Below are 15,667 nucleotides of genomic sequence, written 5' to 3'. Positions count from 1 at the left end.
CCCAAACAAGCTAATATAGGCATCACTGTCGACCTCGGAGGATGCTGATGCGGGCGATCGCGCTGTTGATGTGCGTGGCGGCGATGGCCGTGGCGTCGCCCGCCGCCGCCCGGCCCGACGACCCGCCGCAGGTCGAGGTCATCGGCGGGGTCCGCGCCGGGGCGGGGGAGTTCCCGTGGATGGTGCGGTTGGACAACGGCTGCGCGGGCACCCTGGTGCGCACCCAGTACGTGCTCACCGCCGCCCACTGCGTGAGCCGCACCGGCGCCAACTCCTCGATCAGCGTGCGGGGCGGCTCGGCCGACCTCGGCTCCGGCAAGACGTTCCAGGTGCGCAGCAGTCACGTGTGGCGGGCCCGCGGCTTCTCCGACGTGACCCGCGGCGACGACTGGGCGGTGATCCGGCTGTCCCGCCCCGTCGACGTGCCGGTGGTCGCGCTGCCCTCCGGCGGGGGCCTGGACGGCGGCACGCTCACCGCGGTCGGTTGGGGCGCGACCCGCGAGGGCTCCCGCGCCCAGCAGCGCTACCTGCGCAAGGTGCAGGTGCCGTTCGTCGGCGACGGGACCTGCGGCAAGATCTACCACTCGCACGGGTACGGCTTCACCGACTCGGACATGATCTGCGCCGGCGACCTCAAGCACGGCGGCAAGGACAGCTGCCAGGGCGACTCCGGCGGCCCGCTGCTGCGGCGCGACGGCGCGCGCTGGGTGCAGGTCGGGATCGTCAGCTGGGGCGTGGGGTGCGGCCGCGCCGCATACCCCGGCGTCTACACCCAGGTGTCGCACTTCGCCGCGGATATCAACGCGGCCATTGAGGAGAAGCCCGCGCGCGGTTAGGTTCACCCCATGAGCGAACGAGTCGAATGGCTCGATGAGGAGGCGGCGTGAGCGAGCGTGGCGAGGTCGATGTCGCGATCATCGGGGCGGGGCCGACCGGCCTGTTCGCGGCGTACTACGCCGGGTTCCGAGGGCTGAGCACGCTGGTCGTCGACGCGTTGCCGGAGGCCGGCGGGCAGGTCACCGCCATGTACCCGGAGAAGATGATTTTCGACGTGGCCGGGTTCCCGGCGGTGCGCGGGCGCGAGCTGATCGCGAATCTCGTCGCGCAGGCGGGTGCCTTCTCCCCGGCGTACCGGCTGGGTGTGCAGGCCGCGACGCTGACGTACGAGGACGGCATGCCGATCCTCGGCCTGGGCGACGGCACCGAGGTGCGCTGCGGCGCGGTGCTGATCACCGGTGGCCTGGGTTCGTTCACGCCCCGCCCGCTGCCCGCGGCGGCCGGCTTCACCGGCGACGGCATCATCTTCTTCGTGCCGGACCCGACGATGCTGGCCGGCAAGCACGTGGTGATCGTGGGCGGCGGCGACTCGGCGTTCGACTGGGCGCTGGCGCTGGCCGGGGTCGCCGCGAGCGTCACCCTGGTGCACCGGCGCGACAAGTTCCGGGCGCACGCAGCGACGGTGGCCCGGGTCAAGGCGCTGCCGGTGCGGATCGAGGTCAACAGCCAGGTCACCAAGATCCTCGGCAGTGGCCGGGTGGAGTCGGTCGAGCTGAACGGCACCGAGGAGATCCCCGCCGACGTCGTCGTGGCCGCGCTCGGCTTCACCGCCGACCTCGGCCCGCTGGCCATGTGGGGCCTGGCCCTGGACAAGCGTCACATCACCGTCGACTCCACGATGGCCACCAACCTGCCCCGCGTCTTCGCCGCCGGCGACATCGTCGAGTACCCCGGCAAGGTCCGCCTCATCGCGACAGGTTTCGGCGAAGCCGCCACCGCCGTCAACAACGCCGCCATACGCATCGACCCGTCGGCCCACCTCTTCCCCGGCCACTCCTCCGAAGACGTGGTCTAACCGGCCCGCCTCGCTCTCGCCCCACTGCGGTGATCATGAAGTTATGGCAGGGACACGCCGTCGAGCCTTGCCATAAGTTCATGATCAACGCCTAGGTGAGTTGGAAGGCGCGGAGTTCGTCGAGGGTGGGCGGGTCGGCGCCGGGGCGGGTGCAGGTCAGGGCGGCGGCGTCGCACATGTGGCGGAGCATCAGGCGCAGGGTTTCCGGGGCGAGTTCGCGTTTGAGCTGGTCGGTGAGGCGGCCGGCGGTGTGGAGCCAGGCCAGGAGGGCGCCCATGGCGGTGTCGCCGGCGCCGATGGTGTCGATCATCGAGATGGCGGGGGCGGCGACGGTGACCTCGTCGGTCGCGGTCAGCGCCACCGCGCCCGCGTCGCCGTGGGTCAGCACCAGCAGGCGCGGGCCGGCCGCCAGCCAGCGCCGCGCCGTCTCCATCGGCGGCACGTGGGGGTACGCGTGCGTCAGGTCGCCTTCGCTGGCGCGTACCAGGTGGGCCAGCTCGACCAGGCGCTCCAGCCGGACCAGCGAGTCCGGGCGGGCCAGCGCGACGCCGCGCACGTTCGGGTCGAAGGTGATCGTGCACCGGTCGCGGTGGCGCAGCGCCCAGCGCTCCAGCGTGTCCGCGCCGGGCGGCAGGAACGCGGCCAGCGAGCCGATGTGGATGGTGCTGCCGTCGGGCAGCTCGGGCAGCTCGCGCTCGCGCCAGCCGAAGTCGGCGGCCCCGGCCAGCCAGAAGTCGTACTGCGCCTCGCCGCCGTCGTCGACCGTGGCCAGGGCCAGCGCCGACGGCTGCGAGGTGGCCACCAGGTATTGCCCGTCCACGCCGGACGCGGTCAGCCGCTGACGGAACGCGCTGCCGAACGAGTCGCGCCCGACCCGGGCCGCCATCGCCACGGGCGCGCCGAGCCGGGCCGCCGCGATGGCGGTGTTGGCCGGTCCGCCGCCGAGCGCGGCCCGCAGCAGGCCCTCCCCGGCCGGGACGAGGTCGACTACTTGCTCTCCGGCTACCACGATCACCCGGATAGTGTGGCGGCCCCGCGACGGCCGGGCAATGCCGTACCCGTCATCGCAGACCGATGTGTCCCGCCATCACCCGCAGCTGGTGGTCGTAGAACGCGCGGCGGTTGTCCTCGATCATGTTCTGGAAGCGCCCGAACAGCTCGAAGGTGACGACGCCGAACATCTGGATCCAGCCGGTCAATCCACGGACCAGCAGGTCGCGCGGCACGGTCGGGCTGATCAGCGCGCCGATCCGGTCCAGCTCCGCGGCGAGGTCCGGGGTCGGCGGCAGAACTGCCGTGTCCGGGCCGGGGGCGGGCAGCGTCCCGGCGGCCACGCCGTCGGCGAGCATCGTGAGCATCAGGTCCGTGGTGCGGGCGGCTGGGCCGATCGTGGTCTGCGGAGCCCGGTAGCCGGGCACCGGCGAGCCGTAGATCAGGGCGTACTCGGCGGGGTGGGCCAAAGCCCAGTCGCGGATGCCGTGGCCGATGGCGAGCCAGCGGCCGAGCAGGTCGGCGCGGTCCACCGCCGCCTCCGCGGTCTCCGCCGCCGCGCCCAGCTCGTCGTAGCAGTCGATGATCAGCGCGGTGAGCAGGTCGTCGCGGCTCGGGAAGTAGCGGTAGACCGCCGACGAGACCATGCCCAGCTCCCGGGCGACCGCGCGCAGCGACAGGTTGGCCCCTTCGGTGGCGAGCTGCCGCCGCGCGATCGCCTTGATCTCGCTGGTCAGCTCGTCGCGTACGCGGGCGCGGATGTTCTTGGCGGTCATGTCCGAGAGCGTAACAACAAAACGAGAGCAGTGCTCTTGACAGTTGTCGCCAGTGACGTGTTGACTGTTCTCAACAGAGAGCGGTGCTCTCGAAACGAAGCAGAGATCTGGGGAGACTGAGATGCACGTGATCGTCGGCGCGGGACCTGTCGGCACCGCCACCGCACTGCTGCTGGCCGAGCGCGGCGAGCAGGTCCGGATCGTCACCCGCCGCGGCACCGGCCCGCAGGCGCCCGGCATCGAACTCGTCGCCGCCGACGCCGCCGACCCGAACCGGCTCGCCGCGCTGACCGAAGGCGCGGCGGCCCTCTACAACTGCGCGAACCCGGCCTACCACCGCTGGCTCACCGACTGGCCGCCGCTGGCCGCGTCGCTGCTGCACGCCGCGGAGACCTCCGGCGCGGTCCTGGTGACCATGGGCAACCTGTACGGCTACGGCCCCGTCACCGCGCCGATCACCCACGACACCCCGCTCGCCGCCACTCACCCGAAGCTGGTGACACGGGTGCGGATGTGGGAGGACGCGCTGGCCGCGCACCGGGCCGGCCGGCTGCGCGCCACCGAGGCCAGGGCGAGCGACTTCGCCGGGCCGGGCTCGTACGGGGTGCTGAACGAGATGGCGCTGTCGCGCACCGCGAAGGGCGGCACCGCGTACGTGATGGGCGACCCGGACGCCCCGCACAGCTGGACCGCGATCGCCGACGTGGCCCGCACCCTGGTCACGCTCGCGACCGACGAGCGCGCCTGGGGCCAGGCCTGGCTGGTGCCCACCCCGCCGCCGGTGTCCATCCGCGAGGCGGCCCGGCGCGCGAACGAGCTGATCGGCCTGCCCGCGCCGCGGGTCGCCCGCATCCCCTACCCGGTCCTGTGGACCGCGGGCCTGTTCAACACCATGCTCAGGGAGATGCGGACCACCCACTACCAGTTCGCCGCGCCGTTCGTGCTGGACAGCTCGCACACCGAGCAGGTCTTCGGCCTCAAGCCGACGCCGCTGGACGACACCCTCGCCGCGACCGCGGCCGGGTATCGCGCCGCCTGATCAGCCCTCGGCGGTGTCCGCCGGCGGTGGAGCGGCAGCACGCAACGCCGGCGGACCTGCCGGTTCGGCGACCGGAGCAACCGGGTGCACGGGGGCGGGCCAAGGGGCCGGTTCCGGTGCGGGCGGGCGTCGGGCGACGGCGGCGGTCACGATCACGCCGACCAGTCCCAGCACGAACACCACGAGCGCGGCCAGCGCCGAGGCCTGGTAGTTCGTGGTCGCGCCCGAGCCCCACACGACGTACGGCACGTACACCGCGACCCCGACGAGCGCCGGGAGCAGCAGCCCGCGCGCGGTCATCACTCGCCGGCCCACACCTATCGACAACGTCACCACCGGCACGAGCACGAGCGCCGCGACACCCCCGAGGATCAGGACCGGGGAAACGTCGCCCAGCAGCGCGGAGCCGGGGCCGAGCGGCACGGCGAGGCCCGCCACGATCAGGCATGGTCCGAGCAGGGTGAGGACACCGGTCGTCACCGCCGACCCGTGGAAGTGCGCGCGGTACAGCGCGACGACGGTGCCGGCGACCAGGCACAGCAGCATCGCGAGCAGCCCCCACAGCGCCTCCGGCACGATGTGGGCGAGCCACTCGTCCACCGGCAGCAGTCCCGACGGCAGCGGCGCGGCCGGATCACGCCCGTCGCCGACCCGGGTCCAGGTGCCGGTGACGTCCCGGACCAGCACACCGTCGTGCCCGTTGGCCACCGCGACCACGTGCCCGCCGTCGGGCAGCGCATAGGTGACCAGTCCGTACGACAGGACACCGCTCGAGCCGAGGAAGCTCGAATGGTCGCGTGCCAGCAGTTCACGGGTGCGTTCGGGCAGTTCCCAGGCCACGGACCAGGTCCGCCGGTCGTCGTCGGACCGCTCGACTCGCAGCCGGCCGTACTCGACCCGGTAGCAGATCGGCTGCTTCGCGACGCAGTGCTCCGGCTGCGACCCGGTGAAGTCGGTGAACGGCAGCTCCTGCGTGAAGGTGTACGGCGTGAAGGTGCGGCCGCCGTCGGTGCTGCGCAGGTCGCCCCGTTCCGCCCGGATGACCAGGGCACCCGAGTCGTCGGAGCCGATCGCGACGTGCTCGCCGGTGGTGTCGGCGGAGGTCGCCGCGACCCCGAGCAGCGCGACCGGAAGCACCACGAGCAGGCGCAGCGCGCGGGCCGACGGGGTCGGGGCCGGGCGGGTGCGGGCGTGCCGCCACACCGCGAGCGCGCCGAGCAGGGCGGGCAGGGCCAGCAGGTCGGTGAGGTCGGCGCGCACGGTCGACGGTCCGGCCACGACGGTCCACACCGCCGAGGCGGCGGCCGCTGCCGTACCGCTGGATTTGACGGCGGCGAAGCCGACGCCGACCGCGACCGTCGCGCCGATCGCGACCGCACGGGCCGGAAGCCGCGGCGCGCACAGGGTCACCAGGACCGCGAGCAGCGGCGGCGCGACCAGCAGCCCGGCGAAGTCGCTGAGCTTGCCGGTCACCGTCCCCGGCCAGGCGGCTTTGAGCACGTGGTCGTTGACCAGCAACAGGGCGAGCGCCAGCAGCGACACCGGGTGAGCCAGCCAGGCGAGCGAGATCCGCGCGGTCATCCCCGCAGGATCGCACCCATCGGCAACCTTCGTGGCCCCGTGGCCGTCACGCCAGCTTCGCGCGGGCCTCCGCGGCGCGGGCTTCCAGGGCCGTCCACGCGGCGTCCAGTTCGGCGAGCTGGTCGGCGTGGTCCTCGGTGAACGCGGCCAGCTCGGACTGCGCCAGGCTCATCGCACCGGCCCAGGCCGGGGTGCGGCAGGTGGTGTCGGCCTTGACCGCGTCCTGCTGGTACGCCGTCGCGTGCGGCATCAGCGAGGACTCGGGCCGCAGCGGCGTGCCCTCGTCGTCGCGGAACTTCGCGCTCACCGCCGCGTACAGCTCGCCGACCGTGTGCACGGGGTAGCCGAGCTTGGCCATGCACGAGGAGTAGAACTCCATCCGCGACGCCACCTCGACGTCGGCGCCGATGCGGCGCAGCATGTCGAGGAACTCGGCGTCCAGGTCGCCGCTGACCTCGGGGGTGCTGACCTCGGTCTGCCCCTCGATCGGGGGCTCGCACATCAGCGCGGTGTCGTCGTAGAGCCGGCGCTTGGCCGCGGACAGCCGCTTGTACGACGGGTCCTTGGGCCGCTCCACCGCCGCCTCGGGCTCCTCCGCCACGGCCTGCGGGACCAGCTTGAGCGCGTCGGCGGCGCCGGGGTCGACGACCGCGGACACCTCGGTCGGCAGCAGCAGGCGCGGGCTGTCCGCGAGCGGGTCGGCGAACGGGGCGAGCGTGTACCGGAAGCCCGACGACTTCATGCACTCGCGGACCGGCTCCTCGCGGGCCACGTGGGCGATCACCAGCGCGGCGGAACGCTGGGCCGGACTGCCCTGGATGCGCTCGTACAGCGCGCGCAGGTCGGCGGCGACGGCGGTGGCCTGCGCGGTGTCCAGCGTCGGCCGGTGGGCCGCGGCAGCGCAGGTGGCCAGCGCCAGCACGGCGAGCCCGCCCGCGATCGCGGCGTTGACCCGGTTGCCGCGGCCCGCCTTGGGCCGCCTGCCGGCCGGGGCCCGGCGAGGGGCACGCGAAAGGTCCGGGGAAGGGTGAGCAGTCATGGTGATGTCCTCGTGGCTTCGCGGCGCAGAGCGGGCCCGTGCGGGGTCGTGGCCCGCGCGGCACGAGTGCGTCTCGCGACGGCGCGGCGGGCGGGTATCACCGTAGCCGTTAACAATTGCGTGCGGCGTCCGCCTGTACGGCGGAGGGGGTCCCCGGATCGTCTGGTCCCGGCTCGCCCGGCGAGGCAGAAATGGTGGGGAGAATCCGACAGAGGTGTTCCGCCCGAAGGCGCGTACGGGCGTCCGGTCAGCGGGCGATCGCCGCGGCCAGCCCGGTCAGGTCGGCATTCTCCGCGCCGATCAGCAGCGTGGTGGTGTTGCCGGCGGTTCGGGCCAGCGCGGTCTGCTCGTCCGGGCCGCGGAAGCGCTGCCAGGTCACCGCGCCGACCACGGTTTCGCCGTCGGCCACGGCCTTGCCGTCCAGCTCGTCCTTGACCAGCGTGTTCAGCGCGGCACGGGACTGCACCAGCCGGGCCCCGTGGTTGTCCGGGTCGAGGTAGCCGATGCGCAGCACGCCCGGCTCCCACTTCGCGGTGACGGTCTGCCAGCCCTCGGGCGCGGCCAGCGGCAGCGGGGCGAACGAGGCCCGCTCCGCGCTGGCGATCGCGTTCGCCGGGTCCACCGTCACGGCGGTGTCCCAGCCGTAGAACAGCCGGTAGCCCAGGACCACCAGCAGCAGCGGGACCAGCAGCACGCCGAGCGACAGGGTCATGTCCTTCGGGGTGCGGCTGCCCGACGCGGGCACGGCCGCCTGCTCGGTCTGCTCGGTCTCCACGCTGCTCACCCCACCATCTTGACCGATGTCACAGGTCACACCGCCACGAGGTCACCCCGATGCAACATCCCGAACGTACGTTCAGGTCGGGGCATGACAGGATCAGTTCAGCCGATCGTAGGAGGAGCAGCATGGCTGTGCAGGAGGGTCTGGGGGGTGCGCGGGGGGCGCAGCCCCCCGCGGGTACCCGTACTCCGCAGGATCTCGACCGGAACCTGGCACTCGATCTCGTCCGGGTGACCGAGGCGGCGGCCATGGCCGCGGGCCGCTGGGTCGGCCGCGGCGACAAGGAGGGCGGCGACGGCGCGGCCGTCGACGCCATGCGCAAGCTGATCAACTCGCTGCCCATGACCGGCACCGTCGTCATCGGCGAGGGCGAGAAGGACAACGCTCCGATGCTGTTCAACGGCGAGCGGGTCGGCGACGGCACCGGCCCCGAGGTCGACGTCGCGGTGGACCCGATCGACGGCACCACGCTGATGAGCAAGGGCATGCCGAACGCGCTGGCCGTGCTCGCCGTCGCCGAGCGCGGCGCGATGTTCGACCCCAGCGCCGTGTTCTACATGGAGAAGCTGGTCGTCGGCCCCGAGGCGGCCGACGTCATCGACATCACCGCCGGCTGGACCGAGAACCTGCGCCGCATCGCCAAGGCCAAGCGGGTGCGCGTGTCCGACCTGACCGTCTGCATCCTCGACCGGCCCCGCCACGCCGACCTGGTCCGCGAGGTACGCGACGCGGGCGCCCGGATCAACTTCATCTCCGACGGCGACATCGCCGGGGCCATCTACGCCGCCCGCGACCAGTCCGACGTCGACGTGCTGATGGGCATCGGCGGCACGCCCGAGGGCATCACCGCCGCGTGCGCGCTCAAGTGCCTCGGCGGCGCGATGCAGGGCCGGCTGTGGCCGCAGGACGACGCCGAGCGCGAGCGCGCCATCGCGGCCGGGCACGACCTCGACCGGGTGCTCACCACCGACGACCTGGTCACCGGCGAGAACGTCTTCTTCGTGGCCACCGGCGTCACCTCCGGCGACCTGCTGCGCGGCGTGCGCTACCGGGACAACGGCGCGTACACCCAGTCGATCGTCATGCGCTCGAAGTCGGGCACCATCCGCGTCATCGACTCGTACCACCGCCTGGAGAAGCTCGCCGGCTACTCCGTGGTCGACTTCGCGTGATCCGAACCGCAACGGCCCGGTCGTGAGCGTCGGCTCCGACCGGGCCGCCTTCGTGGCCCTGGCCGTGCTCGGCGGCGGCTGCCTGGCCCTGCAGTCACGCATCAACGGCGAACTCGGCCACCAGCTCGGCGACGGCATCGCCGCCGCGACCGTCTCGTTCGGCGTCGGCCTGGCCGTCATGCTGCTGGCGCTGCCGTGGATGCACCGCAACACCGGCCGCATCCTGCACGCGCTGCGCTCCGGGCAGCTGCGCTGGTGGCAGTGCATCGGCGGGGCCTGCGGCGCGTTCCTGGTCACCACCCAGGGCCTGACGGTGCCCTGGCTCGGCGTCTCGATCTTCATCGTGGCCCTGGTCGCCGGGCAGTCCGCGTCCAGCCTGGCCATGGACCGGCTCGGCGTCGGCCCCGGCGGCCCTCGCCTGATCACCCGTAATCGGGCCCTCGGCGCGCTGCTGTGCGTCGGCGCGGTCGTCATCGCGGTCGGCGACAGCTTCGGCGATCCGCGCTCCCTCGGCTTCGCGGCCCTGCCGCTGCTGGCCGGCATCGGCGTCGCCTGGCAGCAGGGCGTCAACGGGCGGGTGGCGCTCGCCGCCACCTCCCCGTGGCCGGCGACCCTGCTGAACTTCGCGGTGGGCACGGTCGCCCTGTCGGTCGCACTCGCCATCGAGTCCGCGGTACGCGGCGGCGGCCCGCCCGGCGCGTTCCCCGCCGAACCCTGGCTCTACGTCGGCGGCCCGCTCGGCATCGTCTTCATCGCCATCTCGGCGGCAGTCGTGCACCGCATCGGCGTGCTGCTGCTCGGCCTCGGCATGATCGCCGGCCAGGTCCTCGGCGCACTCGCCATCGACGCCGTCCTCCCGGGCCCCGCCGGCCGCCCCGACCTGCTTACCCTGACCGGCGCCGCCCTCACCCTGGTCGCCGTCCGCATCGCCGCCCGCGGCTGACTGCCGCCCGCCCACCCCACCCCCTACCGCAACTCTTAAAGAGTCGCGGCTTCGGCGGGCGGGTAAGGCCGCGACTCTTTAAGAGTTGCGGCCCGAAGCGGCGGGACGGGCTCAGTTCGCGGCGGCGTCGAGTTTGGCCTTGGCGCCGTCGAGCCAGCGCTGGCAGACGGCGGCGAGGTGCTCGCCGCGCTCCCAGAGGGCGAGGGACTCCTCCAGGGTCCCGCCGCCCGACTCCAGCTTCTGCACCACCTCGGCCAGTTCGCCGCGCGCCTGCTCGTAGGACAGCTTCTCCTCGGCCACGGCCTCGTTCCGCTTGCTCATGCCTTCTCCTCGCTGGTCGTGGTCACGGTGCTGGTCAGCTCGCCCTCGGCGAGGCGGATCCGCAGCGCGTCGCCGGTCGATACTTCGCCCGCAGCGCGGACCACATGGCCGTCGGCGCGCTGGACGATGGCGTACCCCCTGGTCAGAGTGGCGGCGGGGGACAGTGCCCGCAGCCGGGCCAGGGTGTGGGTGAGGTCGCCCTCGGCGCGGTGCACCCGATGGGTGAGCGCCCGCGCCGCGCGGTCGCGCAGGGCCGCGACGTCGGTCGCCCGGGTCTCGATCATCTGGTACGGCTTCGCCAGCGCCGGCCTGCTGCGCAGGCTGTCGAGGCGCTGCTGCTCGCGCTCGACGCGGTGCCGCATCGCCCGGTTGACCCGGCCCCGGGCTTGCTCGATCAGGCGAATCTCGTCACCCAGATCGGGGACCACCCGTTTGGCGGCGTCCGTCGGCGTCGACGCGCGTACGTCGGCCACCCAGTCCACCAACGGCGTGTCCGGTTCATGCCCGATCGCGGAGATCACCGGCGTACGGCAGGCGAACACCGCCCGGCACAGCGCCTCGTCACTGAACGGCAGCAGGTCCTCGACCGCGCCGCCACCGCGGGCCATGATGATCACGTCCACGCTCTCGTCGCCGTCCAGCGACTGCAGCGCGCCGATGATCGACGGGACCGCGGTCGGCCCCTGCACGGTGACGTTGACCACTCGGAAGTCCACGGCGGGCCAGCGGCGGCGCGCGTTGGTGAGCACGTCGCGCTCGGCCGCGCTGGCCCGCGCCGTGATCAGGCCGATCCGGCGGGGCAGGAACGGCAGCCGCCGCTTGCGGCGCGGGTCGAACAGGCCCTCGGCCTGCAGCAGCTTCTTCAGCTGCTCCAGGCGGGCCAGCAGCTCGCCGACGCCGACCTGGCGGATCTCGTCGGCGCGCAGGCTCAGCGTGCCGCGCTGGGCGAACCACTCCGGCTTGGCGTGCAGCACCACCCGCGCACCCTCGCTGAGCTGCGGTGCGCCGCTGTCGAGCACGTCCCGGCTGGCGGTGACGGTCAGGCTCAGGTCGGCCGACGGGTCGCGCAGGGTGAGGAACACCGTCGCCGAACCCGGACGCCGGGACAGCTGTGCCACCTGCCCGTCAACCCAGATCCAGCCAAGTCGCCCGATCCAGGCGTTGATCTTCTGGCTGACCACTCTTACGGGCCACGGCTGCTCCGCCGAGCTCTGCTCCGTCACAGGGCTCACCATAGGCCGACGGTACGATGGTCGGGTGATCGAGACTCCTCGCAAGCGTGTCCTGCTGGCCAAGCCCCGTGGTTACTGTGCCGGCGTGGACCGCGCCGTGCAGACCGTTGAGGAGGCGCTGAAGCTCTACGGCGCCCCCATCTACGTGCGCAAGGAGATCGTGCACAACAAGCACGTCGTGACGACCCTGCAGGCCAAGGGCGCCATCTTCGTCGAAGAGAACGAGGAGGTCCCCGAGGGCTCCACCGTGATCTTCTCGGCGCACGGCGTCGCCCCGGTGGTGCACGACCAGGCCCGTGAGCGCAATCTCAAGGCGATCGACGCCACCTGCCCGCTGGTGACCAAGGTCCACCACGAGGCCAAGCGCTTCGCCGCGGAGGACTACGACATCCTGCTCATCGGCCACGAGGGGCACGAGGAGGTCATCGGCACCTCCGGCGAGGCTCCCGAGCACATCCAGCTCGTCGACGGCCCCGAGGGCGTGGACGCGGTGACCGTGCGCGACCCGAGCAAGGTCGTCTGGCTGTCGCAGACCACGCTCAGCGTCGACGAGACCATGGAGACCGTGGCCAAGCTCAAGGAGAAGCTGCCGCTGCTGCAGTCGCCGCCCAGCGACGACATCTGCTATGCGACGCAGAACCGCCAGCAGGTGATGAAGCAGATCGCGCCCGAGTGCGACGTGATCCTGGTGGTCGGCTCGCGCAACTCGTCGAACTCGGTCCGCATGGTCGAGGTCGCCGTGAACGCCGGCGCGCGCCAGGGCCACCTGATCGACTTCGCCCACGAGATCGACCCCGGCTGGCTCGCCGACGCGACCACGGTCGGCCTGTCCTCCGGCGCGAGCGTCCCCGAGGAGCTGGTCACCGAGGTGCTGGCCCGCCTGGCCGAACTCGGCTTCGCCGACGTGGAGGAGGTCGTCACCGTCCAGGAGCGCCTCACCTTCTCGCTGCCCCAGGAGCTCAAGCGCGACATGAAAGCCGCCGCCGCCTCCTGACCCGTACCAAGAAGGGCACCTTCACGACGCTCCGCGTTGTAGAAGGTGCCCTTCTTGACGTCATGACGCCAGGAGCAGGCGGGACGGGCCGGTCAGCAGGGGCTCGCGCCGTTGCCCAGCTTGTTGCCACCGAAGGCGGCGTCCTGGTCGGCGACCTGGATGTCGTCGGGGAAGCTGACCGCGTTGACGCCGTAGTACCAGGCTCCGCCGCAGGCGGTGAACGCGATCGCGGTGGACCAGGTGGGTGCGTCCTTGTTCAGGTTCTGCGTGCCCGAGTCGGCCCGGTGCAACACCCCGTCCTCACCCAGCGTGTAGCTGGCCCACCACACCGCCCGCTGCGTACCGCAGAACTCCAGCTTCCCGCCGACCGCCTCGGCGGTGAACTCCAGGGCACCGCCCGAGCCGGGACCGGTGGCGGTGACGTTGACCGACACCTGGCACGGCGGCGACGGCGAGGGGGTGGGTGACTTGGTCGGGCTGGCCGGCGGGTTGCCCGGACGCGGTGAGGTGCCCGGCCGGGTCGGGCTGGGGGTCGGCCTGCCTGGGGAGGCACTGGGCTGCGCACTCGGCGGCGCGGTCGTGCCGCTCGGCGTCGGCAGCGGTTCCTCTGTCGCGGACGGTTCGGGCCAGGCGAGCTCCGGGGTGGCGCTCGCGGAGACCTCCGGCGCGGCGCTGCCGCCGGCCGGTTCGGCGGCCCACTTCGTCACGCCGACGACCCCCGCCACCAGCAGGGCCACCGCGCCGAGGGCCACCAGGGAGCCCTTACGGCGTGAGCGGCGCGTCGGGGCGAGGGAGTGCGAGCGCGCCCGCTTCGGCGGCTCGGCGTCCATACGCGCACGCGGCACCGTGATCTCCCAGCCGGTGCACAGCTGGGCGAACAGGGTGGCCGGGTCGTGGCCGGGAAGCGCGGCGGCCAGGTATTCCAGCGCCTCGTCCCATTGGGCGGCGGGGATCGCGGTCGCGCCGAGTTCGACGTATTCGTGTGAGGGCACCTCGGCCAGCAGCAGCACCACGGTCCGGCGGGTGGACGGGGGAAGCTCGGCCAGCGCGGTGACCATCGCGGGAGCGGACTCGTCGCCATCGGGCCGGGACGTGCCGAGCCACCGCTCGTCGACGCGCTGCCAGGCCTCCTGCCGGGACCAGCGGACCGGGTCCTCCTGCCGTTCCAGCCTGGTCCAGCGGCTGCCCGCCAGGCTGAAGACCTCCTGGGCGATCTCACCCGCGGCAGCGCGGTCGCCGGTGAACGCGTAGATCTCGGCGGCGATCCGGGGCTGCCAGATCTGCTGGAACTCGCGGAAATCTGACGACGACACGAACGGCTCCTCATTAGGCACGGCGCACAGAGCCTAGATGCGATCGCCCGCCCGCGGCAGACCAGGAGTGAGTTTTGTTCGGCCACCGGGAGTCACGCCACCCGGGCCGACCCGGCGACAGCTGACGTTCGGGCAGCTCTGTCGCCGGGTCGCGCCGCGGGGCGTGCGGTCAGGCCGTGACGAACTCCGCCAGGTGCTGCGCCTGGGCCAGGCGGCTCGGCTCGTGCACGTACATCATGTGGCCGGCCTCGTAGTACTTGAACTCGATGTTGCCGCGCAGCTCGGCGGGGATCTCCAGGTGCGCGAAGGTGTGCTCGGAGGCGTAGTAGGGCGTCGCCCCGTCGTGGTAGCCGCACGCCACCTGTACGCGCAGGTGCGGATTGGCGCGCATCGCGGCGGCGAGCTTGTCGGCGACGTTGACGTGCTGCCCCTCGAACTCCTTGAACGACCAGGGCTGCACGTCGCCGGTGAGCGTCTTGTACGGCAGGTCGTTGCGGTATCCCAGGTCGGACCGCAGGTACTGGTTGATCGCCGCGGTGTACGGCCCCATGATCGCGTCCAGGGACGGGTCGCTGGACCAGTGCTCGCGCCCGTAGTCGGCGTCCCAGCCCAGGAAGCGCCCGTCCAGCCGGCCCACCGTGCGCCGCCGCGAGCGCAGCAGCTCGGTGAAGAAGCGCACGTGCTCGGGCCGCAGGTCGACCCGGTCCACGTAGTCCGGGTCCAGCCCGGTCAGCCGGGCCACGGTGCCGACCGCCGCGGTGCGCTCGGCCTCGGACAGCCGCGCCCCACGCGCCAGCGCCCACGGGTAGCTGCGGTCGGCGAACTCCTCCGCCTCGGCCAGCACCTCGCGCAGCGGCCGGTCGCCGTGCAGCCCGTGGTAGTGCGCGATCGCCGCGTACGTCGGCAGGAACAGCGGGTACGCCCCGTCGTGGTGCGGGTGGAACTCCAGCGTGCCGATGTTGAGCACGCTCGACACCAGCATCAGCCCGTTGAGCCACATGCCGTGCCGGTCCTGCAGGTGGTGGGCCAGCGCCGCGGCGCGCAGCGTGCCGTACGACTCGCCGCACAGGTACTTCGGGGAGCCCCAGCGCCCGTGCCGGGACGTCCACAGCCGGATCAGCTCGCCGACGCTGTCCACGTCGCCGCTGAAGCCGTGGTGGTCCTTGCTCTTGCCGCCCTTGACCGCCCGCGAGTAACCGGTCGACACGGGGTCGATGAAGACGAGGTCGGAGTGGCGCAGCAGGGTCTCGGCGTTGTCGGCCAGCCCGTACGGCGGGGCGGTCAGCGCGCCCGCGTCACCCATCAGCACCCGCTGCGGCCCGAGCAGGCCCAGGTGCAGCCACACGCTGGACGACCCGGGGCCGCCGTTGAAGGCGAACGTCACCGGCCTGGTGGCCGGGTCGGCGCCGTCCAGCGTGTACGCGACCACGAACATCTCGGCCTTGGCCTGGTGCCCGTCGAACGCGTCGTCGGTGTGCGACTCGGCGCGTACCACGAGCCGGCCCGCGGTGGCGGTGTAGCGGAGCCCGGCGACCTCGTGGTGGGTGACGCTGAGGTCGTCGGCGGGCTCAGCGTCCGGGGTGGGAGCGCCGTTGTTCTTCTGCTCGTCTGCCATGGCGACAGACCCTACTGCG

General features: G+C 72.7%; 15 protein-coding genes. 6 read left to right on the top strand and 9 right to left on the bottom strand.

Annotated features, from left to right (window positions below):
* Nucleotides 1-47 precede the first annotated feature (47 nt).
* Entirely contained in the window at nucleotides 48-836 is a 789-nt protein-coding gene (locus ACFQO7_RS08675) for a S1 family peptidase (protein ID WP_376805924.1), read from the top strand.
* Nucleotides 837-883: 47 nt separating this feature from the next.
* Nucleotides 884-1,852: an NAD(P)/FAD-dependent oxidoreductase gene (locus ACFQO7_RS08670; RefSeq protein WP_376805923.1), complete on the top strand. Its 969-nt coding sequence runs from the start codon at nucleotides 884-886 to the stop codon at nucleotides 1,850-1,852.
* 91 nt (nucleotides 1,853-1,943) lie between these two features.
* Here ACFQO7_RS08670 and ACFQO7_RS08665 read toward each other — a convergent pair whose 3' ends face one another.
* Nucleotides 1,944-2,867, bottom strand: a complete 924-nt coding sequence (locus tag ACFQO7_RS08665) for a carbohydrate kinase family protein (RefSeq protein WP_376805922.1) — start codon at nucleotides 2,865-2,867, stop codon at nucleotides 1,944-1,946.
* Nucleotides 2,868-2,913: 46 nt separating this feature from the next.
* Nucleotides 2,914-3,618: a TetR/AcrR family transcriptional regulator gene (locus tag ACFQO7_RS08660; RefSeq protein WP_376805921.1), complete on the bottom strand. Its 705-nt coding sequence runs from the start codon at nucleotides 3,616-3,618 to the stop codon at nucleotides 2,914-2,916.
* A gap of 121 nt (nucleotides 3,619-3,739) precedes the next feature.
* On the opposite strand from ACFQO7_RS08660, the gene ACFQO7_RS08655 reads away from it, so the two are divergent.
* Complete coding sequence (locus ACFQO7_RS08655; protein ID WP_376805920.1) at nucleotides 3,740-4,657, top strand: NAD-dependent epimerase/dehydratase family protein; 918 nt, start codon at nucleotides 3,740-3,742, stop codon at nucleotides 4,655-4,657.
* Here ACFQO7_RS08655 and ACFQO7_RS08650 read toward each other — a convergent pair whose 3' ends face one another.
* The 3 genes from ACFQO7_RS08650 to ACFQO7_RS08640 form a co-directional block, all read right to left on the bottom strand.
* On the bottom strand, nucleotides 4,658-6,238 hold the full coding sequence (locus ACFQO7_RS08650) for a hypothetical protein (protein ID WP_376805919.1): 1,581 nt from the start codon (nucleotides 6,236-6,238) through the stop codon (nucleotides 4,658-4,660).
* A 46-nt stretch (nucleotides 6,239-6,284) separates the two neighbouring features.
* Nucleotides 6,285-7,277 (bottom strand): hypothetical protein, encoded by a 993-nt coding sequence (locus ACFQO7_RS08645; protein ID WP_376805918.1) that lies wholly within the window; start codon nucleotides 7,275-7,277, stop codon nucleotides 6,285-6,287.
* Nucleotides 7,278-7,524: 247 nt separating this feature from the next.
* Nucleotides 7,525-8,061 (bottom strand): DUF4245 family protein, encoded by a 537-nt coding sequence (locus ACFQO7_RS08640; protein WP_376805917.1) that lies wholly within the window; start codon nucleotides 8,059-8,061, stop codon nucleotides 7,525-7,527.
* A gap of 122 nt (nucleotides 8,062-8,183) precedes the next feature.
* On the opposite strand from ACFQO7_RS08640, the gene glpX reads away from it, so the two are divergent.
* Entirely contained in the window at nucleotides 8,184-9,230 is a 1,047-nt protein-coding gene (gene glpX / locus ACFQO7_RS08635) for a class II fructose-bisphosphatase (RefSeq protein WP_376805916.1), read from the top strand.
* Nucleotides 9,231-9,252: 22 nt separating this feature from the next.
* Nucleotides 9,253-10,173 carry a DMT family transporter gene (locus ACFQO7_RS08630; RefSeq protein ID WP_376805915.1) on the top strand — a complete coding sequence of 307 codons (921 nt, stop codon included), beginning with the start codon at nucleotides 9,253-9,255 and terminating at the stop codon, nucleotides 10,171-10,173.
* A 111-nt stretch (nucleotides 10,174-10,284) separates the two neighbouring features.
* Here the strand turns inward: ACFQO7_RS08630 and ACFQO7_RS08625 are convergent, their stop codons facing one another.
* Together ACFQO7_RS08625 and xseA are read right to left on the bottom strand one after the other, a co-directional pair.
* Nucleotides 10,285-10,494, bottom strand: a complete 210-nt coding sequence (locus tag ACFQO7_RS08625; protein WP_376805914.1) for an exodeoxyribonuclease VII small subunit — start codon at nucleotides 10,492-10,494, stop codon at nucleotides 10,285-10,287.
* Nucleotides 10,491-11,717, bottom strand: a complete 1,227-nt coding sequence (xseA, locus tag ACFQO7_RS08620; RefSeq protein WP_376805913.1) for an exodeoxyribonuclease VII large subunit — start codon at nucleotides 11,715-11,717, stop codon at nucleotides 10,491-10,493. Before xseA ends, ACFQO7_RS08625 begins: the two co-directional genes overlap by 4 nt.
* 10 nt (nucleotides 11,718-11,727) lie before the next feature.
* On the opposite strand from xseA, the gene ACFQO7_RS08615 reads away from it, so the two are divergent.
* Nucleotides 11,728-12,720, top strand: coding sequence for a 4-hydroxy-3-methylbut-2-enyl diphosphate reductase (locus ACFQO7_RS08615; RefSeq protein ID WP_376805957.1), 993 nt, complete (start codon nucleotides 11,728-11,730; stop codon nucleotides 12,718-12,720).
* 92 nt (nucleotides 12,721-12,812) lie between these two features.
* On the opposite strand, the gene ACFQO7_RS08610 is transcribed toward ACFQO7_RS08615, so the two are convergent.
* Both ACFQO7_RS08610 and ACFQO7_RS08605 read right to left on the bottom strand, forming a co-directional pair.
* Complete coding sequence (locus ACFQO7_RS08610; RefSeq protein WP_376805912.1) at nucleotides 12,813-14,033, bottom strand: SigE family RNA polymerase sigma factor; 1,221 nt, start codon at nucleotides 14,031-14,033, stop codon at nucleotides 12,813-12,815.
* Between the two features lie 169 nt (nucleotides 14,034-14,202).
* The gene (locus ACFQO7_RS08605) at nucleotides 14,203-15,648 is read right to left on the bottom strand and encodes a S10 family peptidase (protein WP_376805911.1); all 1,446 of its coding nucleotides are present in this window, start codon (nucleotides 15,646-15,648) and stop codon (nucleotides 14,203-14,205) included.
* Nucleotides 15,649-15,667 lie beyond the last annotated feature (19 nt).

Source organism: Catellatospora aurea (assembly GCF_042663325.1).
GTDB lineage: Bacteria > Actinomycetota > Actinomycetes > Mycobacteriales > Micromonosporaceae > Catellatospora > Catellatospora aurea.
The sequence above is the reverse complement of the archived record's forward strand: the minus strand, read 5'-3'. Positions and strand labels throughout refer to the sequence as shown.